Below are 19,339 nucleotides of genomic sequence, written 5' to 3' on the forward strand. Positions count from 1 at the left end.
GCTCAGGGGCGGGCGTGTCGGCGGTGTGTGCGCTTTGTATCGGCGTTGCGACAGCGCGGGGCTCAGTGACGGGGGATGCTCAGGGTGGCCAGCAGGCCGCCGCCGGGGTTTTCCCCCAGGGTCAGCTCGCCGCCCTGGCGACGAGCGGCTTCGCGGGCGATGGTCAGCCCCAGGCCGACGCCCCCGGAGCTGCGGTTGCGGGAACCTTCCAGGCGGAAGAAGGGTTCGAACACCGCCTCGCGCTGCTCAGGGACGATGCCGGGGCCGTGGTCGCTGACTTTCACACGGACTTCGGCCGGGCTGTCCTCCAGGCGGATGACCGCGTGGCCGGCGTAGCGCAGGGCGTTCTCCACCAGGTTGCTGAGGCACGAGCGCAGGGCCATGGGCTGGGCGCGCAGGGGCGAGCAGCGGCCTTCGACGCGCACGTCGGCGCCCCGGTCCTGGGCATCCTCGGCCATGGATTCCACCAGGGCCTGGAGGTCGAACATCTGCAGCGATTCGTCGGCGCGTTGCTGGTGCAGGTAGCTGAGGGTGGCGTCGAGCATGGCGATCATCTCGCCCAGATCCTGCTCGATGCGCCCGCGCAGGTTGGCGTCCTCCACCTGTTCAACCCGCAACTTGACCCGTGCAATGGGCGTGCGCAGGTCGTGGGACACCGCGGCGAGCATGCGGCTGCGTTGGGCCACCTGTTCGCGGATGCGCGCCTGCATGCGGTTGAAGGCGTGGGCGGCCTGGCGGGTTTCCCAGGGGCCGCTTTCGGAGAGCGCGGGGCTTTCCAGGTCTTCGCTGAGGCGGTCGGCGGCGTTGGCCAGGCGGCGAATGGGGCGTGACAGCAGGCGTGCGCCGTACCAGGCGGCGCCGATCAGGCAGACGAACTGGAAGGTCAGCGGCACCCAGGGGCCGCCGAACATCGGTGGGCGTGGCGGCGGGCCCTGGGTGTGGGTGGCGCCGGGCGGCGGCGGAGGAGGCGGGCCATCGCGGCCGGGGGGCTTGCCGTACTGGCTGAACCAGAGGAAGGCCAGCAGGTGGGCGAGCACGATGGCCGCGAGGAACAGGCCGAACAGCCGGGCGAACAGCGTGTCGGCCTTGCGCATCAGCCGATCTCCCGGGCGTCGAACAGGTAGCCTTCGCCGCGCACGGTCTTGATCAGGCGCGGGGACTTGGGGTCATCCCCGAGCTTCTGCCGCAGGCGCGAGACCAGCAGGTCGATGCTGCGGTCGAAGGCCTCGATGGAACGACCCCGGGCGGCATCCAGCAGCTGTTCGCGGCTGAGCACCCGGCGCGGGCGTTCGAGGAACACCCAGAGCAGGCGGAATTCGGCGTTGGACAGTGGCACCACCAGCCCCTCGGGGGAGTGCAGCTGGCGCAACACGCCGTTGAGGCGCCAGGCGTCGAAGCGGATGCTGGCGCGCTGGTCGGCGCGCAGGCCTTCGCGGTCATCGCGCACGCGGCGCAGGACGGTCTGGATGCGCGCCACCAGTTCGCGGGGCTCGAACGGCTTGGCCATGTAGTCATCGGCGCCCAGTTCCAGGCCGATGATGCGGTCGGTGGGTTCGCAGCGGGCGGTGAGCATGAGGATCGGGATGTCCGACTCGCTGCGCAGCCAGCGGCACAGGGAGAGGCCGTCTTCACCGGGCAGCATCAGGTCCAGCACCACCACGTCGAACGGTTCGGCGGCCAGCGTCTCGCGCATGGCCTGGCCGTCGGCCACGCCCACCGCTTCGATGTTGAAGCGGGCCAGGTAGTCGCAGAGCAGGTCGCGGATCGGCACGTCGTCGTCCACCAGCAGGGCGCGGGTGCTCCAGCGGCGGGTCTCGGCAGGGGTGTTGGGCGGGTTGTGCATGGAAGGGCTGCCATCTGGCGGGGCGCCGGGCCCCGGTTGCTACGGGAGGGGCGTCGGCTCGGGGCTGGGTCGGCTGGCGCTCATGCTACTCCGCCGGGCGTGGGCCGGCCAACGCGGCGTGAGGCTCGCGCAGTGGCGTGTCCGGGGCGTGTCGGCTTTGTATCGGGCTTGATACGAAAGGCGCCGCTCGCGAGGCCGAATCATTCCGCCGTGGGCTGCTTTCCTGCGGCGGATGGGGTAGTTATGGGCGCCTCGCGCGTTGCCGCACCCCGATAGAAGGACGATCCATGGAGCTTTCCACCACTCTGCTCGCCGGCTTCTGGGGCTGGCTCGCCGCCAGCAGCCTGTTGCTGGGCGCCGCCATCGGCTACTGGGTGACCCTGCCGCCGAAGGTGACGGCGTCGATCATGGCCTATGGCAGCGGGGTGCTCATCGCCGCCCTGTGCTTCGGGCAGATTCCCGAGGCCGAGCGCCTGGGCGGGCTGGGTGCGACCCTGGGCGGGATGGTGGCGGGGGGCGTGCTGTTCGTCCTGGCCAGCCAGTGGCTGGACCGCTGGGAGGCGCATCATCGTGCCCGCAACGGCGGCGCCAGTTCCATGGCTGCGCTGTTGATCGCGGTGGGGGCCTTCCTCGACGGCATTCCCGAATCCCTCGGTCTCGGGCTTGGCCTGCTGGATGGCGGGCAGGTCAGCCTGCTGATGCTGGTGGCGATCTTCCTCTCCAACCTGCCGGAGGGCCTGGCCAGTGCCGCCGGCCTGCGCGAGGAGCAGCGCGGCGCGGGGTTCGTGTTCGGCCTGTGGGGCAGCATCGTGCTGCTGTCGGGCCTGGCGGCCATGGCTGGGCCAGGGCTGATGAGTGACCTGCCGCCGGTCTGGCTCGGCTTCGCCCTGGCGTTCTCCGCCGGTGCGGTGCTGTGCATGCTGGTGGACACGCTGATCCCCGAGGCCTTCGAGAGCACCCACGCCTGGACCGGGCTGATCACCCTGGCCGGCTTCATGACCGCCTTCGCCCTCGACCATCTCTAGTCGACGGCGATCACCGGAGCAGCAGCGGGCACGGGCTTCCGCTACAATGCGCGCCGTTTTGACTTGCCAGAGAGCCCGCCCATGTCCGCCTGCCAGACGCCCATCATCGTCGCCCTCGATTTCCCCACCCGCGAAGCCGCGTTGAAGCTGGCCGACCAGCTCGACCCGACGCTGTGCCGGGTGAAGGTGGGCAAGGAGCTGTTCACCAGCTGCGCTTCGGACATCGTCGCCACCCTGCGCGAGCGCGGCTTCGAGGTGTTCCTCGACCTCAAGTTCCACGACATCCCCAACACCACCGCCATGGCCGTCAAGGCCGCTGCCGAGATGGGCGTGTGGATGGTCAACGTGCACTGCTCCGGCGGCCTGCGCATGATGGCGGCCTGCCGTGAGACCCTGGACAAGTTCAATGGGCCCAAGCCGCTGCTGATCGGCGTCACCGTGCTGACCAGCATGGAGCGCGAGGACCTGGCCGGCATCGGCCTGGACATCGAGCCCCAGGAGCAGGTGCTGCGCCTGGCGGCCCTGGCGCAGAAGGCCGGCATGGACGGCCTGGTCTGCTCGGCCCAGGAGGCACCGGCCCTCAAGGCGGCGCACCCGTCGCTGCAACTGGTCACCCCCGGCATCCGCCCGGCGGGCAGTGCCCAGGACGACCAGCGTCGCATCCTCACCCCGCGCCAGGCGCTGGACGCCGGTTCCGACTACCTGGTGATCGGCCGCCCCATCAGCCAGGCCGCCGACCCGGCCCAGGCCCTGGCCGCCGTGGTGGCCGAGCTGGCGTGAGCCGGCGCGAGGCGCTGATGTGAAAAAGCCCGGCTCAGGCCGGGCTTTTTCATGGGCGACTGCCAGCCGTTACCGCCTGATTTGCTTCAGTGTCTCGGCGATGAGGAAGGCCAGTTCCAGGGACTGGTCGGCGTTCAGGCGCGGGTCGCAGTGGGTGTGGTAGCGGTCGGAGAGGCCGTCTTCGGTGATGGGGCGGGCGCCGCCTATGCATTCGGTGACGTTCTGCCCGGTCATCTCGATGTGGATGCCGCCGGCATGGCTGCCTTCGGCCTGGTGCACCTGGAAGAACTGCTTGACCTCGGAAAGGATGATGGCGAAGTCGCGGGTCTTGTAGCCGCTGGAGGCCTTGATGGTGTTGCCGTGCATCGGGTCCGAGCTCCACAGCACCTTGCGGCCTTCGGCCTGCACGGTGCGGATCAGCCGCGGCAGGTGCTCGCCGACCTTCTCGGCGCCCATGCGCACGATGAGGTTGAGGCGGCCTGGGTCGTTGTCCGGGTTGAGGATGTCGATCAGGCGGATCAGGTCTTCGCTCGGCATGCTCGGGCCGACCTTGACGCCGATGGGGTTGCCGACGCCGCGCAGGAACTCGACGTGGGCACCGTCCAGCTGGCGGGTGCGGTCGCCGATCCAGAGCATGTGGGCGGAGCAGTCGTACCAGCCGCCGGTGAGGCTGTCGCGGCGCACGAAGGCCTGTTCGTAGTTCAGCAGCAGTGCTTCGTGGGCGGTGAAGAAGCTCGCTTCGCGCAGTTGCGGGGCACTGTCCAGGCCGCAGGCGCGCATGAAGGCGAGGGTCTCGTCGATGCGGTCGGCGAGCTGGCTGTACTTCTCCGTCAGCGCCGAGTTGGCGATGAAGTCGAGGTTCCACTGGTGCACCTGGTGCACATCGGCGAAGCCGCCCTGGGCGAAGGCACGCAGCAGGTTCAGGCTGGCGGTGGACTGGTGGTAGGCCTGCAGCAGGCGTTCCGGGTCGGGGATGCGGCTGGCTTCGTCGAAGCCGATGCCGTTGACGATGTCGCCCCGGTAGGCGGGCAGGGTGACGCCACCGATGGTCTCGTCATTGGCCGAGCGCGGCTTGGCGAACTGGCCGGCCATGCGCCCCACCTTCACCACCGGGCAGCCGGCGGCGAAGGTCATGACGATGGCCATCTGCAGCAGCACCTTGAAGGTGTCGCGGATCTTCGCGGCGGAGAACTCGGCGAAGCTCTCGGCACAGTCGCCACCCTGCAGCAGGAAGGCGCGCCCTTCGGTGACCTCGGCGAACTGCCGGCGCAGTTCGCGGGCCTCGCCGGCGAACACCAGCGGCGGGTAGCTGGCCAGGGTCTGCTCGACCTGGGCCAGGCGGGCGGCATCGGGGTAGACGGGTTGTTGCAGGATGGGCCGGGTTCTCCAGCTGTCCGGGCTCCAGGGGGCGTGGCGCGAGGTGTCGTTCATCTAGGGCTCGAAAGGGGCGGGCGGGGCGATGGCGAATGGTAACCGAAAGCCCCGCCGGCCCGCGATCAGGCCGGGGCGTGTCGCCCTTGCGGGGCATCGGCCAGGTCGCGGCGCAGGGCGTCGATGTGCTGGCGCAGGGCGGCGCGGTAGCTGTCCTTGTGTACGTAGTAGGCCATGCGCGCCAGGGGCAGGTAGGCGTAGCCGCCGTCCACACGCTGGCTGGCCCGCTCGGCCTTGGTCCGGGCCAGGTGTTCGGCGGAGGCGGCGCCGGCCTGGCGCTGGCGGATGAACAGCGCCACCAGCTCGGCCTGCTCCGCGCGGCCCTGCCAGCCCAGGCCGGAGGCCTCGACCATGCCGAGCATGAACAGGTTGTCGTACCGGGGATGGAAGATGTTCAGGTACAGCGCCGGCGCGTCGGCGTCCTCGCCCCAGTTCAGCGTGTCGCGGCTGATGAAGGGGTAGTCCAGGCAGTAGCCGGTGGCTTGCAGGATGAGGTCGTATTCGCCCCGCTGACCGTCGCTGAAGGTGACGCCGTGGCCTTCGACCGCCTGCACGTCGGGACGCGCACGGATGTCGCCATGGCCGAGGTAATGCAGCACCAGGGAGTTCACCACAGGGTGCGCCTCGTAGAGCCGGTAGTCCGGGTCGGGCAGGCCGTAGTCCGAGGGTTTGCCGATCAGCGCACGCACCAGGGCGGCGTCGAGGCGCTGCTTGAGCGGGCGAGGCAGCTTCACTGCGCCGCCGAAGGTGTCGATGGGCCGGCCGAGCAGGAATTTGGGCAGGAAGTAGTAGCCCCGGCGTACCGAGAGGTCCACCGAGCGGGCGCGGTGCACCGCGTCCACGGCGATGTCGCAGGCGGAGTTGCCGCAGCCGATCACCAGCACGCGCTTGCCCTCGAATACCGCCGCCGAGCGGTACTGCGCCGAATGCAGCTGCTCGCCGGCGAAGTGACCCGGCAGCGGCGGCTGGTTGGGGGTGTGCAGCGTGCCGCTGGCGATCAGCACCCCGTCCACCCGCCACTCCCGTGCCTGGCCCGCCTGGCGGGTGCATACGCGCCAGCCTTCGCCCTGGGGCTCGATGCGTTCCACCGTGGTGCCGAACTGGTAGTGCCCATGCAGGCCGAAGTGCCGCGCGTAGTCGTGGAAATAGCGGCGCATCTCGCGGTGGTGCGGGTAGGGCGCCACGTCGTCGGCCATGGGGAATTCGCTGAACTCGGTGGTGCGCTTCGAGGAGATCAGGTGCGCCGATTCGTAGAGCGTGCTGTGGGGGTTTTCGATGTCCCAGAGCCCGCCGACGTCCTGATGCTGCTCGAAGCCGACGAAGGGAATGCCGTGGCGTTGCAGCTGGCGGGCCGCGCTCAGGCCGGCGGGGCCGGCGCCGATGATGGCGTACATGGGGAAAGCACCTCTTGGCTGGTATTCTTCTCGGGCTTTTTTGCCGGGCCTTGGCCTGGACGGATTATGGCGAGGTGCGTGCACTTCGCTTCAATGGCAAACGGCGCCGTTGTGGCGCGACCCTGGTGCGAATTGTCACGGGGCGTGGGGAGAGGGGATGCGCGAGGAGCGATTGCTCGCCGAGGTGCACGATGCCTTCGGCGTGATCCGGGTACTGGAAGTGGGCGACTACCGCTTCCTCGAATTCGGCGAGGCGGTGGAGCAGAGCTGCGTCTTCACCGCCGATCCCAGTTGGCTGGAGTACGACTACACCCGCGCCATGCTGGTGGGGGCGCTGTGCCACGAGGCGCCGGAGAGCGCACTGTTCCTCGGCCTGGGCGCCGGCACCCTGACCCAGGCGTGCATGAAGTTCCTGCCGCTGGACGACGTGGAAGTGGTGGAGCTGCGCCCGGACGTGCCGCGCCTGGCCATGGAGTACCTGGGGCTGGACGACGACCCGCGCCTGACGGTGCGGATCGGCGATGCCCTGGAGCTGCTGCCGACGACCGAGACGGCCGACCTGATCTTCGTCGACCTCTACACCGACACCGGCCCGGGCGTCGGCCACCTGGCCTGGCGCTTCCTGGAGGACTGCCAGAAGCGCCTCAACCCGGGCGGTTGGCTGGTGATCAACCAGTGGGCCGGCGACGATGGCCGCCCGTTGGGGGCGGCGCTGCTGCGCGGGCTGTTCCACCGTCATTACTGGGAGTGCCCGGTGAAGGAGGGCAACGTGGTGCTGATCATCCCGGCGGACCTGGACCAGCGCCTCGACCATGCGGCCCTCCGGGCCCGCACCGAAGCCCTGGCGCCGCGCCTGGGCTACTCCCTGCAACCGCTGCTGGATGTGCTCCGCGAGGCCACCTGAGCCGCGCGGGAGCCTGCGCCATGGCCGTGGGTGATCGAAAGTCTGACTTGCCGGTCGGAATTCATTATCCTGCGGCCTCCAACTTGCTGTGCCGTACAACCCATCACTAAGAAGGACAATCCAAATGGCTCAAGTAACCCTCAAGGGCAACCCGGTTTCCGTCGACGGCCAACTGCCGGCCAAGGGCGCCCAGGCGCCGGCGTTCAGCCTGGTTGGCAGCAACCTGGCCGACGTGACCCTGGCCAGCCTGGCCGGCAAGCGCAAGGTGCTGAACATCTTCCCGAGCGTGGACACCCCGACCTGCGCCACCTCCGTGCGCAAGTTCAACGCCGAAGCCAGCAAGCTGGCCAACACCGTGGTGCTGTGCATTTCCGCTGACCTGCCGTTCGCCCAGAGCCGCTTCTGCGGTGCCGAAGGCCTGGAGAACGTGATCAACCTGTCCACCATGCGCGGCGCCCAGTTCCTCAAGGACTATGGCGTGGCCATCTCCAGCGGCCCCCTGGCCGGCGTCGCCGCCCGTGCCGTGGTGGTGCTGGACGAGAACGACAAGGTGCTGCACAGCGAGCTGGTCGCCGAGATCGCCGACGAGCCGAACTACGCGGCTGCCATCGCCGCCCTCTGAGCGTGCGGTGAATGAAGAAGGGAGGCCTTGGGCCTCCCTTTTTTGTGGGTGCTCGCTTGGCGTTCGGGGCATTGCTGCCCCGGCAGCCGTGGGGCATCAGTCAGCCAGGTTCTGCGCTTCCCGCTCGCGGTTGCGGGGCTTGGGGGCGAAGCGGGCGGCCAGGCGCATGGAAGTGGTGACCAGGCGTTGGTAGAGGGTCGGCAGCAGGCGCTGCATGCCATCCAGGGCCCAGGCGTCGGCGCCGATGAGGATGCGTCGGCTGTCGCGCAGCACGCCGCGCAGGATCACCGAGGCGGCCTTGTCGGGGGTGGTGCGCAGCAGCTGGTCGTTGAACTGCTTGCGGGCCTGGTCGGCCTCCTGGCCGGTGACGCGGGCGAGGCTGGCGTTCATGCGCGCGGTCTTGGCGATGTTGGTCTTGATGCCGCCGGGGTGCACGCAGCTGGCGGAGACGCCGCAGCCTTCCATGTCCAGCTCCTGGCGCAGGGCTTCGGTGAAGCCGCGCACGGCGAACTTGGTGGCGTTGTAGGCGCTCATGCCCGGCTGGGCGAACAGGCCGAACACGCTGGAGACGTTGACCACGTGGCCTTCGCCGGTGGCCTTGATGTGCGGCAGGAAGGCCTTGGTGCCGTGCATCACGCCCCAGAAGTTGATGTTCATGATCCATTCGTACTCGGCGTAGTCGCTGCCTTCGACAGTGCCGGCGTGGGCGACGCCGGCGTTGTTGAAGATCAGGTTGACGCGGCCGTGGTCGAGCACCACCTGGTCGGCCCAGGCGTGCATGGCTTCGCGGTCGGCGACGTTGACCGGGGTGTGGGTGACCGTGACGCCGAGCTTGCGGGCCTGCTCGGCGGTTTCCGCCAGGCCTTCGACATTCACGTCGGACAGGGCCAGGTGGCAGCCCTGGCGGGCGAGGGCGTAGGCCAGGGCGCGACCGATGCCGGAGCCGGCGCCGGTGATGGCGGCCACTTTGTTCTCGAAGGACTTCATGCGGTCACCTCCTGCGGGGCGGCGTTCTGGAAGGCCAGGGGCCCCTGGCCGGCGTGGACCGGCTGCTGCCGGCTGAAGTGGTAGGCGGCGGGGTCGAAGTTGCGGGTCAGCAGGCGGAAGCGCCAGGTGAAGCCGGGCCAGACAGTGCAGTTGCGGCCGCTGACCGGGTGGATGTACCAGCTCATGCAGCCGCCGGCGTTCCACACGGTGTTGCCGAGGCTGCCCTGGAGCTTGCCGTTGAAGCGGTCCTGGACGTCGCGCTTGACCTCCAGGCTCTGCAGGTGGCGGGTCTTGAGCAGGTCGAGGGCGCCGAGCACGTAGTGGATCTGCGACTCGATCATGTAGACCATGGAGTTGTGGCCAAGGCCGGTGTTGGGGCCCATGAGGAAGAACAGGTTGGGGAAGCCGGCGGTGAGGGTGCCCTTGTAGGCCTCCGGGCCTTGCGGCCAGGTGTCGAGCAGGTCGACGCCGCCCCGGCCGAACACCACGCCGCGTGGCAGCGGATCGCTGGGGGTGAAGCCGGTGCCGTAGATGATGGCGTCCACGGTGCGCTCCTGGCCGTCACGGGTGACGATGCTGTTGGCGCGGATCTCCTGGATGCCGTCGGTGATGACGTCGACGTTCGGCTGGTTGAGGGCCGGGTAGTAGTCGTTGGAGATGAGCACGCGCTTGCAGCCCATGGTGTAGTCGGGCGTGACCTTGGCGCGCAGGGCGGGGTCGTTGATCTTGCGCTTGATGTAGTGCTTGGCATACAGCTCGGCGAGCTTCATCACCTTGGGAGTCAGGGCGAAGCCGACCACGCGGCTTTCCAGCACGGTGTAGATGAGGCCGCGCCAGAGCTTCTGCGCCAGGGGGAAGCTGCGGAAGCGGTTGCGCTCGCGCTCGCTGATGGCGCGGTCCGGCTTGGGCATCACCCAGGGGGCGGTGCGCTGGTAGAGGTCGAGGTGGGCGACCTGTTTCTGGATCTGCGGGACGAACTGGATGGCGGAGGCGCCGGTGCCGATCACGGCGACACGCTTGCCGTTGAGGTCGTAGTCGTGGTCCCACTGCTGGGAGTGGAAGCTCTTGCCGGTGAAGTTCTCCATGCCCGGCAGGTGGGGAATGGAGGGGGTAGACAGGGCGCCCATGCCGGATACCACGAACTGTGCGGTGTAGTGGTTGCCGGCAGCGTCTTCGATCTGCCAGATCTCCTGCTCGTCACTCCAGGCCAGGCGCTTGATCTCGGTTTCCAGCAGGGTCTTGTCCTGCAGGCGGTACTTCTCCCAGCAGCGTTCCAGGTAGGCCTTGATCTCGCCCTGCTTGGCGAACATGCGCGTCCATTCCGGGTTCGGCTCGAAGGAGAAGGAGTAGAGGTGGGATTGCACGTCGCAACCGCAGCCCGGGTAGTTGTTGACCCGCCAGGTGCCGCCGACGCCGGCCTCTTTCTCGAACATGAGGAAGTCGTTCTCGCCGGTCTGCTTGAGGCGGATGGCCATGCCGAGGCCGGAGAAGCCGGAGCCGATGATGGCGATCTTGCAGTGACGGGCAGGGGGTGTGGGCGTGACGGGCGCGTTCATGGAGAGGCTCCTGTTATGATTGTTTTCGCGTATACAGCTGTATACCAATGTAGACATCTGTATACTCGCCAGCAAGCCATTCCCGGACAACCAACCTAAGGTAGGGCCAGACATGGATTCAGTGGTCGATGAGGAGCAGCTGGCTCCGGATCGCACCCCTCCCGCCCCCGGCAAACGCCTGCTGATGGAGGCGGCGCTGCGGCTGTCGTCCCAGAGCCGCAGCCTGAGCAGCCTGGGCCTGCGCGAACTGGCGCGCGAGGCGGGGCTCAACCCCAACACCTTCTATCGCCACTTCAAGGACGTGGATGACCTGGGGTTGGCGATCATCCGCAGCATTTCCAGCGAGCTGCGCCAACCTTTGCGCGACCTGCGCCGCGAGGCCGCGGAGCGGGCGGTGCAGGCGAGCGGACCGGCATCGCCACAGTTGCTGGGCATCGACATGGGGCGGGGGCGGCGGGTCTGTCACGAGACGGTGGATCTGTTCTTCGATTTCGTGGCGGGGCATGCCGAGGCCTTCATCATCGGTGTGCGCGAATTGCACGGTGCCTCGCCGGTACTGCGCGAGGCGCTGCGGCAGGTAATGGACGAGTTCGCCGAGGACATGGCCGAGGACATCATCGAGTTCCGTCTGCTGCCGGCTCAGGTGAGCGAGGGGGTGGTGCGGCGGGTGTCCAGCCTGATCAGTCGCAACCTGTTCCAGATGTCCCTGGACTTCATCGGCGAGCCCGAGCGGCAGGCGGAGATTCGCCAGGAGGCGGAGGAGCAGATTCTCTACTTGTTCACCGGTGCAGCGGTGTTGCAGAGCCTGGAGGCGATGGGCCTCTGAGTGGCTTGCGCTGAGACGGAAAAGCCCGGCGATGCCGGGCTTTTTCATGGACGGACGGTGGCTCAGCCGGTGAAGCCGAGGCGTTCCTTCCAGCGGCTTTCCAGGGCCTTGGTTTCGTGGTCGAAGGGGTGGAAGCCAGGACGGTAGTAGTCCAGGTAGGGCTTGATCATGCGCGGGAAGTAGCCGGTGCGCGGGCCGAACAGGGTCTTCAGGCCGCGGGCCCAGCTGCGCAGGTTGAACAGTTGGCCGTCCTTGCGCAGCAGGTGGAACTGGAAGGCGCCGATCACGCCGATGAACATCACGCTGGTGAGTGCCATGGTGATGACGCGCTCGAAGTAGCCGCCACCGACCGCCATGTAGGCGTCGTAGCAAACGGCCTTGTGTTCGTTCTCTTCGACGGCGTGCCACATCCACAGTTGGTACATCCGGGTGTCGTCCATCTGGGTGCTGAGGTCTTCGCGGCGCAGCAACTGCTCGGCCATGGTGGCGGTGAAATGCTCCAGGGCGCAGGTGATGGCGAGGCGATGCTTCTTGGTGGTGAAGCGGGTGACCCATTCGAGCAGCACCTTGATGCGCAGCTCCAGGCGCTCCAGGTCGATGCCGTGCTCGGCGGCGTAGTCGTTGTAGGTGGCATGTTCCTTGGAGTGCATGGCCTCCTGGCCGATGAAGGCGCTGATGTCCTTCTGCAGCTGCGGGTCGCTGATCTGGTCGCGGACGGCGCGCACGCTGTCGACGAAGAATTTCTCGCCATAGGGGAACAGCGAGGACAGGTTGTTCATGAAGTGGCTCATGAAGGGATCACCGCTCCACCAGTACTTCTGGGTCCTGGCGAAGCTGAAGTCCATGCGGCGGACGGGGAAGTTGGCCTTGGGCAGGTTGGCGGTTGCGGTGGTCATGCGTGGATCCTCTCGATTGGGAGCCGTCCCATGTTGTTGTCTGGCTTTTGGTGACACGTTCGACTGTGTCATTGATCGATGTAACTGTTGAGGATTAACGCAGGTTTTGCCCGCTGGCGCGGACCAACTTTCGGCGGGTCGTGATGGGCTGAGGCGTAGGGGAGGGGATGCGGAGGCGGGAAAACGGGCCGCGCGAGGACGGCCCGGAGGGCGATTACTTTTCGTCGAGGCGGAAGGCGGTGAGGGCGAAGGTGGGAATGCCAGCGTCTTGCAGGCGCTCGGAGCCGCCCAGTTCCGGCAGGTCGATGATGGCGGCGGCCTCGACCACCCTGGCGCCCATGCGGCGTACCAGGCTGGCGGCGGCGAGCAGGGTGCCACCGGTGGCGATCAGGTCATCGAAGATCAGGACCTTGTCACCGTCGCACAGGCTGTCGGCGTGCACTTCGAGGAAGGCTTCGCCGTATTCGGTCTGGTAGCCCTCGGCGAGCACGTCGGCCGGCAGCTTGCCCTGCTTGCGGAACAGCACCAGGGGCTTGTTCAGGGCGTAGGCGACGATCGAGCCGATCAGGAAGCCCCGGGCGTCCATGGCGCCGATGTGGCTGAAGTCCGCCTCCACGTAACGCTGGACGAAGCTGTCCACCACCAGGCGCAGGCCGCGCGGGGACTGGAAGAGCGGGGTGATGTCGCGGAACACCACGCCGGGCTTGGGGAAGTCGATCACGGGACGGATCAGGGTCTTGATATCGAGGGCGTCGAAGTTCATCGCAACAGCCTGCTGGAGGAGGGGAGAGGAAGAACGTGCCGGCGGGCGCCGGCACGGTGGATCAGCCTTCGATGCTGCCGCCGGCGAGGGCGCAGAGCTCGATGGGGTCGAGGATGTGGACTTCCTTGCCTTCGGCGGCGATCAGGTTGCCCTGCTGGAAGCGGGTGAACACGCGGGAGACGGTCTCAACCGCCAGGCCGAGGTAGTTGCCGATCTCGTTGCGCGACATGGCCAGGCGGAACTGGTTGGCCGAGAAACCACGGGCGCGGAAGCGGGCGGACAGGTTGACCAGGAAGGTGGCGATGCGTTCGTCGGCGGTCTTCTTGGAGAGCAGCAGCATCATCTGCTGGTCGTCGCGGATCTCGCGGCTCATCACGCGCATCAGCTGGCGGCGCAGTTGCGGCAGCTGGACGGACAGTTCGTCGAGGCGCTCGAAGGGGATTTCGCAGACCGAGGTGGTTTCCAGCGCCTGGGCGGAAACCGGGTACAGCTCGGTGTCCATGCCGGACAGGCCGACCAGTTCGCTGGGCAGGTGGAAGCCGGTGATCTGCTCTTCACCCGAGTCGGTCAGGCCGAAGGTCTTCAGGGCGCCGGAGCGCACGGCGAATACCGACTCGAAGGTGTCGCCCTGGCGGAACAGGAAGTCGCCTTTCTTCAGGGGACGGCCACGCTTGACGATTTCGTCGAGCGAGTCCATGTCCTCCATGTTCAGCGAAAGGGGCAGGCACAGGGCGGCGAGGCTGCAGTCCTTGCAGTGGGCCTGGGGCAGGTTGCGCGCCTTGATGATCTCGGACATCCAGGTTTCCTTCATGGCAAACACGTAGAAGGCGTAAGGGTAACGCAGGCCGGGGGCCGAGGGCCAGAAAAACGCCTCCTGCGAAACGACTCAAGTTCAGCCGTGCAGTGCCGAAAACCTGGCGTGATTACGAGGGAGTGCATGTCATGAGGATCGACATTTCCGGCTGGCCCTTCTCCAGCCAGCATGCGACGACGCTCCGTAGCGCCAAGGCCGAGGGTGGGCAGGACCCGGCCCAGACGGAAGAGGCCAAGGCAGCCGGCAGTGCCACTGCTGCCGAGCAGTCCGGTGTGAAGGTAAGCCTCTCCAAGGAAGGGGTGGCGCGTTCCGAAGGGACGGGCAAGAACGATGACATCGACGAGAGCGGCCTGCCGGATGTCATCAAGCAGATCCTCAAGATGATCCGCCGCTTGCGGGAGCAGGTGCAGGAGAAGCAGAAGGAGCTGCAGGAGGTGGCGACGGACAGCAGCCTGGACGAGGAAACCCGCAAGCTGCGTCAGCAACAACTGCGTGGCGAATTGGCCAGCCTTAACTCCGCGCTGACCACGGCGCTGGTCAACCTGCGCAAGGCAATGAAGGAGTCGAAGCTCAGCGATGAGCAGTCGGTCAAGGCGATGAGCCTGGCCATGAAATGAGCCAAAGGCCCGCCCCGTTCGGGGCGGGTTTCTTCAGATCACCCGGGAGAAGCGCTGGGTGGTTTCCGGGGTGAGGTAGTGGTCGAACAGCATGCACACCGAGCGCACCAGCAGCCGGCCGGTGGGCTGGATGTCGATGCGGCGATCGGTGAGGCTGATCAGCCCGTCCCGCGCCATGGCTTCGAGCTGGGGCCACACGGCGTCGAAGTACCCCCTGAACTCGATGTTGTAGCGCGATTCGATCATCTCGAAATCCAGCTCGAACTCGCAGATCAGTTGCTGGATCACGGCGCGGCGGATGCGGTCGTCCTCATTGCATGACAGGCCCCGGCGAGTGGCCAGTTGATCGGCACCGAGCGTTTCCTGGTAGGTGTTGAGGTTGCTGTCGTTCTGGCAGTACAGGTCGCCGACCTGGCTGATGGCAGAGACGCCCAGGCCGATCAGGTCGCAGTGGCCATGGGTGGTGTAGCCCTGGAAATTGCGTTGCAGGCGGCCGTCTTCCTGCGCGATGGAGAGCTCGTCGTCGGGCAGGGCGAAGTGGTCCATGCCGATGTAGCGGTAGCCGGCCCGGGTCAGCTGCTCGATGCTGCCCTGGAGCATTTCCAGCTTGTGGGCCGGGCTGGGCAGCTCTTCGCTGCGGATGCGCCGCTGGGGCATGAAGCGTTCCGGCAGGTGGGCGTAGTTGAAGACCGAGAGGCGGTCGGGTTGAAGCGCGATCACTTCTGCGACGGTACGGGCGAAGCTCTCCGGAGTCTGTCGTGGCAGGCCGTAGATCAGGTCGATGTTCACCGAGCGGAACTGCAGGGTCCGGGCCGCTTCGATGATGCCGCGGGTCTCGGACAGGCTCTGCAGGCGGTTCACTGCGAGCTGCACGGACGGATCGAGGTCCTGCACGCCCAGGCTGACGCGGTTGAAGCCCAGCTCACGCAGCAGGCCCATGGTGGACCAGTCGGCTTCGCGCGGGTCGATCTCGATGCCGTAGTCGCCCGAGTCGTCGTCCAGCAGGTTGAAGTGCTTGCGCAGATGGCCCATCAGGCGGCGCAGCTCGTCATGGCTGAGAAAGGTGGGGGTGCCGCCGCCGAAGTGCAGTTGTTCCACCCGTTGCTGCGGGTCGAGGTGGCAGGCGATGAGTTCGATCTCGCGCTCGAGCTTCTCCAGGTAGGGGAGGGCGCGGCCACGGTCCTTGGTGATGACCTTGTTGCAGGCGCAGTAGTAGCAGATGTTCGCGCAGAACGGGACGTGGACGTAGAGCGACAGCGGGCGCTGCGCCTTGCGGCTGTCGCGCAGGGCGTGCAGCAGGTCGAAGGAGCCGATGCGATCGTTGAATTGCACGGCTGTGGGGTAGGAGGTGTAGCGGGGGCCTGCCGCGTCGTAGCGGCGGATCAGGCCGGAGTCCCAGCGGATATCGTCGAGCATGCGGGCAATCCAGGATCAGCAGTCAGTGGCGCGAGTCTAGGTGCCGCCCGGCCATGGCTTGTTGATCTGAGTCATGCTGTCGCAGAGCCCCGCCACATGGGGTTGAGCGGTTCTACAGGAGGGCTTAGTGCCCCATCAACCAGTGCTGGTGCGGACCGGGAAGCGTCCAGATGCCGAACAGCATCACCAGCACGCCGCCGGCGATGCGGATACCGCGCTTGCGCAGCAGGGCGGTCAGGCGTTCAGCGGCCAGGCCCGTTGCCAGCAGCACCGGCCAGGTGCCCAGGCCGAAGGCGAGCATGAGCAGCGCGCTGTCGCTGGCCGAACCCTGGCTCGCCGACCAGAGCAGGGTGCTGTAGACCAGGCCGCACGGCAGCCAGCCCCAGAGCGCGCCGAGCAGCAGGGCGCGGGGCAGTGTGGAGACCGGCAGCAGGCGGCTCGCCACGGGCTGGATATGGCGCCAGAGACCGCGCCCCAGTGCTTCGATGCGGGTCAGGCCGCTCCACCAGCCGGCCAGGTAGAGGCCCATGCACACCAGCAGCAGGCCGGCCACCACGCGCATTGCCAGTGCTGCCGGGCTGTTGGCCACGGCCCAGCCGGCCAGGCCGATGAGCAGGCCGGCCGTGGCGTAGCTGAGGATGCGTCCGAGGTTGTAGGCCAGCAGCAGGCGCAGGCGGCGGGCGCGCTGCTCAGGTGGGATGGCCAGGGTCAGCGCGCCCATCAGGCCGCCGCACATGCCGATGCAGTGACCACCGCCCAGCAGGCCGAGAATCAGTGCCGACACCAGTTGTGGGGCGAGTTCAGGCACCGTCGCGGTCCTTGTCCTGCTCGGCGTTTTCGGCTTCGTCCGCCTCGGCGATGCCGGCCTTGTGGCTGGGGTCTTCATCATCGAAGAGGATGCTGTGGGCGGGGCCGTCGAGGTCGTCGTACTGGCCGCTGTCCACTGCCCAGAAGAACAACCAGATGGCGAAGCCCACCAGGCCGATGGCGACGGGAATGAGGATGTAGAGCGCAGGCATCGGGAGTCTCGTTGTCAGGGCAGGGCGGAGGATGCCGGGCTGGCCGCTAGGTGCGCGCCAGCCGAAGGGCGTTGATCACGACCAGCAGTGAGCTGACCGACATGCCGAAGGCGGCCCAGAGCGGGGTGACCCAGCCCAGTGCGGCAAATGGCAGGACGCTGCCATTGTACAGCGTCGCCCAGGCCAGGTTCTGGATGATGATGCGGCGGGTGCGCGAGGCGACCGACAGCGCCTGGACCAGGCTTTCCAGCCGGTTCGAGAGCAGCACCGCATCCGCGCTGGTCTTGGCCAGGTCAGTGGCGCTGCCCATGGCGACGCTGATGTCGGCACCGGCGAGGACGGGGACGTCGTTGACGCCGTCGCCCAGCATCAGCACACGCCGGCCTTGCTGGTGCAGGTCCCGCAGCACGGCCAGCTTGGCGTCCGGGCTGAGGCCACCGCGTGCATCGTCGATGCCGAGCTGGCGGGCGATCTCGTCGACCATCGGCGAGCTGTCGCCGGACAGCAGCATGATCCGCCAGCCTTTGGCCTTGCAGGCCTCCACCAGCAGCGGGGCGTCTTCGCGCAGGCGATCATCGAGCACCAGCCACGCCAGCGGCCCGTTGTCATCACCCAGCAGCAGCCACTGGCCCTGCTGGCCGGGAATGGCGGGCGCTGCCCAGCCACCGAGTTCGGCGACGAAGTCAGCCTGGCCAATGCGCAGGCGACGCCCTTCCACGAGGCCTTCAAGCCCCTTGCCGGGGATGCTGCGCACTTCGTCGGCGGCCACCGGCGCACGGCCGAAGGCGCGGGCGATGGGGTGTTCGGAGCGGTTCTCGAGTGCAGCGGCCAGGGCCAGGCAGGCGTCGCCGTCCAGGCTCGCGAGGGGGTGGATGGCGCTCAGGGTCAGCCGGCCCTCGGTGAGGGTACCGGTCTTGTCGAAGATCACCGTGTCGATGTGATTCAGCCCTTCCAGCACATGGCCCCGGGTCAGCAGGAGCCCGAGCTTGTGCAGGCTGCCGGTGGCGGTGGTGAGGGCGGTGGGTGTGGCGAGGGCCAGTGCGCAGGGACAGGTGGCGACCAGCAGCGACAGCACGACCCAGAAGGCGCGGGAGGCGTCGATTTCCCACCAGATCAGCCCGACCACGGCGGCCGCCAGCAGGACGAAGATGAGGAACCACTGGGCGACCTTGTCCGCCAGTTCGGCGAGGCGCGGCTTGTCGGCCTGGGCGCGTTCCAGCAGGCGCACGATGGCGGACAGCCGGGTCTTGTCGCCCAGGGCTTGGACTTCGAGGGTCAGTGGCCCTTCGACGTTGAGCGTGCCGGCAGTGACGGCATCGCCCGGGTTGCGCGGCAGGGGCAGGTACTCGCCGGTGAGCAGGGATTCGTCAACGCTGGAGCGGCCTTCCAGGATCACGCCGTCGGCCGGCATCAGGGCGCCCGGAGGCACCAGGACGCGGTCGCCCAGCTTCAACTCGTCGAGGAGGATGCGCTGGCCTTGTCCGGTGTCATCCAGCCGCAGGCAGGAGGCGGGCAGCAGGTTGACCAGTTGGGCGGTTGCGGCGGCCGTTCGCTCGCGGGCACGGCGTTCGAGGTAGCGGCCGGCCAGGAGGAAGAGGGCGAACATGCCCACGGCGTCGTAGTACAGCTCGCCCGTGCCGGTGACCGTCGACCAGATACCGGCCACGTAGGCGCCGCCGATGGCGAGGGACACGGAGACGTCCATGCTCAGGTGGCGGGTGCGCAGGTCCCTGAGCGCGCCGCGGAAGAACTGGCCGCAGCAGTAAAAGACGATGGGCGTGGTGAGGAACAGGCTGACCCAGCGCAGGATCTTGTCCAGCTCCGGCGTCAGGTCGATGTTGAATTCGGGCCAGGTGGCCATCGCGGCCATCATCACCTGCATCCACAGCAGGCCGGCGACGCCCAGCTGGCGCATGGCACGGCGGTTCTCGGTGGCGAGTCGCTCGGCGGCTTCGTCGGCCTTGTAGGGGTGGCCGGCATAGCCGATGCGGCGCAGCTCCTTGAGCAGCCTGCTGAGGGGGATCTGGCTGTCGGTCCAGCGCACCTGGAGCCGGTGGTTGGACAGGTTGAGGCGCGCTTCGGCAACGCCTGGCAGGCCCCGCAGGTGCTTCTCGATCAGCCAGCCGCAGGCGGCGCAACTGATGCCTTCGATGAGCAGGCTGGTCTCGCTGAGTTCGCCTTCGTGCTGGACGAAGGGTTGCTGGACGTCCGCGCGGTCAAACAGGGCCAGTTCGTCCGGCAGTGCGCCGGGAAGAGCATCGGGGTTAGCGGCGGTCTCGCTGCGATGGCGGTAGTAGCTCTCCAGGCCGCCGGCGACGATGGCTTCGGCCACGGCCTGGCACCCTGGACAGCACATGGCCCTCGTCTCTCCCAGCACGAGGGCCTCGTAAGGGCTGCCGGTGGGAACCGGCAAGCCGCAGTGGTAGCAGTTGAGTGGTGCAGGCAT

Annotated in this window: 19 protein-coding genes; 6 read left to right on the forward strand and 13 right to left on the reverse strand. The window is 67.7% G+C overall.

Going from position 1 to position 19,339, the window contains the following annotated elements; genetic code table 11:
• Window positions 1-62: 62 nt before the first annotated feature.
• Together FBY21_RS01730 and FBY21_RS01735 are read right to left on the reverse strand one after the other, a co-directional pair.
• Window positions 63-1,097 carry an ATP-binding protein gene (locus FBY21_RS01730; RefSeq protein WP_142008186.1) on the reverse strand — a complete coding sequence of 345 codons (1,035 nt, stop codon included), beginning with the start codon at window positions 1,095-1,097 and terminating at the stop codon, window positions 63-65.
• Window positions 1,094-1,843 carry a response regulator gene (locus FBY21_RS01735; protein ID WP_044400382.1) on the reverse strand — a complete coding sequence of 250 codons (750 nt, stop codon included), beginning with the start codon at window positions 1,841-1,843 and terminating at the stop codon, window positions 1,094-1,096. Before FBY21_RS01735 ends, FBY21_RS01730 begins: the two co-directional genes overlap by 4 nt.
• A 287-nt stretch (window positions 1,844-2,130) precedes the next feature.
• Here FBY21_RS01735 and FBY21_RS01740 point away from each other — a divergent pair, with 287 nt between their 5' ends.
• Window positions 2,131-2,868 carry a ZIP family metal transporter gene (locus tag FBY21_RS01740; protein WP_142008188.1) on the forward strand — a complete coding sequence of 246 codons (738 nt, stop codon included), beginning with the start codon at window positions 2,131-2,133 and terminating at the stop codon, window positions 2,866-2,868.
• A gap of 81 nt (window positions 2,869-2,949) precedes the next feature.
• The gene (pyrF, locus tag FBY21_RS01745) at window positions 2,950-3,648 is read left to right on the forward strand and encodes an orotidine-5'-phosphate decarboxylase (RefSeq protein WP_074967722.1); all 699 of its coding nucleotides are present in this window, start codon (window positions 2,950-2,952) and stop codon (window positions 3,646-3,648) included.
• A gap of 69 nt (window positions 3,649-3,717) precedes the next feature.
• Here pyrF and FBY21_RS01750 read toward each other — a convergent pair whose 3' ends face one another.
• A complete protein-coding gene (locus FBY21_RS01750; RefSeq protein WP_044400391.1) occupies window positions 3,718-5,079 on the reverse strand; it encodes a class II 3-deoxy-7-phosphoheptulonate synthase in 1,362 nt (453 codons plus the stop codon).
• Window positions 5,080-5,144: 65 nt separating this feature from the next.
• Entirely contained in the window at window positions 5,145-6,473 is a 1,329-nt protein-coding gene (locus tag FBY21_RS01755; protein WP_142008191.1) for a flavin-containing monooxygenase, read from the reverse strand.
• A gap of 157 nt (window positions 6,474-6,630) precedes the next feature.
• Here FBY21_RS01755 and FBY21_RS01760 point away from each other — a divergent pair, with 157 nt between their 5' ends.
• Both FBY21_RS01760 and tpx read left to right on the forward strand, forming a co-directional pair.
• Window positions 6,631-7,377: a spermidine synthase gene (locus tag FBY21_RS01760; RefSeq protein ID WP_142008193.1), complete on the forward strand. Its 747-nt coding sequence runs from the start codon at window positions 6,631-6,633 to the stop codon at window positions 7,375-7,377.
• 124 nt (window positions 7,378-7,501) lie between these two features.
• Window positions 7,502-7,999: a thiol peroxidase gene (tpx, locus tag FBY21_RS01765; RefSeq protein WP_044400399.1), complete on the forward strand. Its 498-nt coding sequence runs from the start codon at window positions 7,502-7,504 to the stop codon at window positions 7,997-7,999.
• Between the two features lie 96 nt (window positions 8,000-8,095).
• On the opposite strand, the gene FBY21_RS01770 is transcribed toward tpx, so the two are convergent.
• Window positions 8,096-8,986: an SDR family NAD(P)-dependent oxidoreductase gene (locus tag FBY21_RS01770; protein ID WP_069560295.1), complete on the reverse strand. Its 891-nt coding sequence runs from the start codon at window positions 8,984-8,986 to the stop codon at window positions 8,096-8,098.
• Entirely contained in the window at window positions 8,983-10,542 is a 1,560-nt protein-coding gene (locus FBY21_RS01775) for a flavin-containing monooxygenase (RefSeq protein ID WP_142008195.1), read from the reverse strand. Before FBY21_RS01775 ends, FBY21_RS01770 begins: the two co-directional genes overlap by 4 nt.
• Before the next feature lie 112 nt (window positions 10,543-10,654).
• On the opposite strand from FBY21_RS01775, the gene FBY21_RS01780 reads away from it, so the two are divergent.
• Window positions 10,655-11,368 (forward strand): TetR family transcriptional regulator, encoded by a 714-nt coding sequence (locus FBY21_RS01780; RefSeq protein WP_139233557.1) that lies wholly within the window; start codon window positions 10,655-10,657, stop codon window positions 11,366-11,368.
• Between the two features lie 62 nt (window positions 11,369-11,430).
• On the opposite strand, the gene FBY21_RS01785 is transcribed toward FBY21_RS01780, so the two are convergent.
• The 3 genes from FBY21_RS01785 to fnr all read right to left on the reverse strand — a co-directional run bounded on the left by FBY21_RS01785 (window position 11,431) and on the right by fnr (window position 13,823).
• Window positions 11,431-12,264: a metal-dependent hydrolase gene (locus FBY21_RS01785; RefSeq protein WP_044400408.1), complete on the reverse strand. Its 834-nt coding sequence runs from the start codon at window positions 12,262-12,264 to the stop codon at window positions 11,431-11,433.
• 214 nt (window positions 12,265-12,478) lie between these two features.
• Entirely contained in the window at window positions 12,479-13,027 is a 549-nt protein-coding gene (locus FBY21_RS01790; RefSeq protein ID WP_142008197.1) for an adenine phosphoribosyltransferase, read from the reverse strand.
• Between the two features lie 61 nt (window positions 13,028-13,088).
• Complete coding sequence (gene fnr / locus FBY21_RS01795) at window positions 13,089-13,823, reverse strand: fumarate/nitrate reduction transcriptional regulator Fnr (RefSeq protein WP_044400414.1); 735 nt, start codon at window positions 13,821-13,823, stop codon at window positions 13,089-13,091.
• A 146-nt stretch (window positions 13,824-13,969) separates the two neighbouring features.
• On the opposite strand from fnr, the gene FBY21_RS01800 reads away from it, so the two are divergent.
• Window positions 13,970-14,458 (forward strand): hypothetical protein, encoded by a 489-nt coding sequence (locus tag FBY21_RS01800; protein ID WP_253543605.1) that lies wholly within the window; start codon window positions 13,970-13,972, stop codon window positions 14,456-14,458.
• A gap of 33 nt (window positions 14,459-14,491) precedes the next feature.
• Here the strand turns inward: FBY21_RS01800 and hemN are convergent, their stop codons facing one another.
• The 4 genes from hemN to FBY21_RS01820 all read right to left on the reverse strand — a co-directional run bounded on the left by hemN (window position 14,492) and on the right by FBY21_RS01820 (window position 19,339).
• A complete protein-coding gene (hemN, locus tag FBY21_RS01805) occupies window positions 14,492-15,874 on the reverse strand; it encodes an oxygen-independent coproporphyrinogen III oxidase (RefSeq protein WP_044400420.1) in 1,383 nt (460 codons plus the stop codon).
• A gap of 124 nt (window positions 15,875-15,998) precedes the next feature.
• On the reverse strand, window positions 15,999-16,682 hold the full coding sequence (locus FBY21_RS01810) for a sulfite exporter TauE/SafE family protein (protein WP_142008200.1): 684 nt from the start codon (window positions 16,680-16,682) through the stop codon (window positions 15,999-16,001).
• Window positions 16,675-16,893, reverse strand: a complete 219-nt coding sequence (gene ccoS, locus FBY21_RS01815) for a cbb3-type cytochrome oxidase assembly protein CcoS (RefSeq protein WP_044400426.1) — start codon at window positions 16,891-16,893, stop codon at window positions 16,675-16,677. The genes FBY21_RS01810 and ccoS overlap by 8 nt, the downstream gene beginning before the upstream one ends.
• A 46-nt stretch (window positions 16,894-16,939) precedes the next feature.
• Window positions 16,940-19,339 (reverse strand): heavy metal translocating P-type ATPase, encoded by a 2,400-nt coding sequence (locus FBY21_RS01820; RefSeq protein WP_142008203.1) that lies wholly within the window; start codon window positions 19,337-19,339, stop codon window positions 16,940-16,942.

Source organism: Pseudomonas sp. SLBN-26 (assembly GCF_006715895.1).
GTDB classification, from domain to species: Bacteria; Pseudomonadota; Gammaproteobacteria; order Pseudomonadales; family Pseudomonadaceae; genus Metapseudomonas; species Metapseudomonas otitidis.

Coding starts and splice junctions, on each gene's coding strand:
- FBY21_RS01770 (WP_069560295.1), bottom strand. CDS start 8,986: ATGAAGTCCTTCGAGAACAAAGTGGCCGCCATCACCGGCGCCGGCTCC.
- FBY21_RS01735 (WP_044400382.1), bottom strand. CDS start 1,843: ATGCACAACCCGCCCAACACCCCTGCCGAGACCCGCCGCTGGAGCACC.
- FBY21_RS01800 (WP_253543605.1), top strand. CDS start 13,970: ATGAGGATCGACATTTCCGGCTGGCCCTTCTCCAGCCAGCATGCGACG.
- FBY21_RS01780 (WP_139233557.1), top strand. CDS start 10,655: ATGGATTCAGTGGTCGATGAGGAGCAGCTGGCTCCGGATCGCACCCCT.
- FBY21_RS01740 (WP_142008188.1), top strand. CDS start 2,131: ATGGAGCTTTCCACCACTCTGCTCGCCGGCTTCTGGGGCTGGCTCGCC.
- hemN (WP_044400420.1), bottom strand. CDS start 15,874: ATGCTCGACGATATCCGCTGGGACTCCGGCCTGATCCGCCGCTACGAC.
- FBY21_RS01755 (WP_142008191.1), bottom strand. CDS start 6,473: ATGTACGCCATCATCGGCGCCGGCCCCGCCGGCCTGAGCGCGGCCCGC.
- FBY21_RS01785 (WP_044400408.1), bottom strand. CDS start 12,264: ATGACCACCGCAACCGCCAACCTGCCCAAGGCCAACTTCCCCGTCCGC.
- FBY21_RS01790 (WP_142008197.1), bottom strand. CDS start 13,027: ATGAACTTCGACGCCCTCGATATCAAGACCCTGATCCGTCCCGTGATC.
- FBY21_RS01760 (WP_142008193.1), top strand. CDS start 6,631: ATGCGCGAGGAGCGATTGCTCGCCGAGGTGCACGATGCCTTCGGCGTG.
- fnr (WP_044400414.1), bottom strand. CDS start 13,823: ATGTCCGAGATCATCAAGGCGCGCAACCTGCCCCAGGCCCACTGCAAG.
- FBY21_RS01775 (WP_142008195.1), bottom strand. CDS start 10,542: ATGAACGCGCCCGTCACGCCCACACCCCCTGCCCGTCACTGCAAGATC.
- tpx (WP_044400399.1), top strand. CDS start 7,502: ATGGCTCAAGTAACCCTCAAGGGCAACCCGGTTTCCGTCGACGGCCAA.
- FBY21_RS01820 (WP_142008203.1), bottom strand. CDS start 19,339: ATGCCTGCACCACTCAACTGCTACCACTGCGGCTTGCCGGTTCCCACC.
- FBY21_RS01750 (WP_044400391.1), bottom strand. CDS start 5,079: ATGAACGACACCTCGCGCCACGCCCCCTGGAGCCCGGACAGCTGGAGA.
- pyrF (WP_074967722.1), top strand. CDS start 2,950: ATGTCCGCCTGCCAGACGCCCATCATCGTCGCCCTCGATTTCCCCACC.
- ccoS (WP_044400426.1), bottom strand. CDS start 16,893: ATGCCTGCGCTCTACATCCTCATTCCCGTCGCCATCGGCCTGGTGGGC.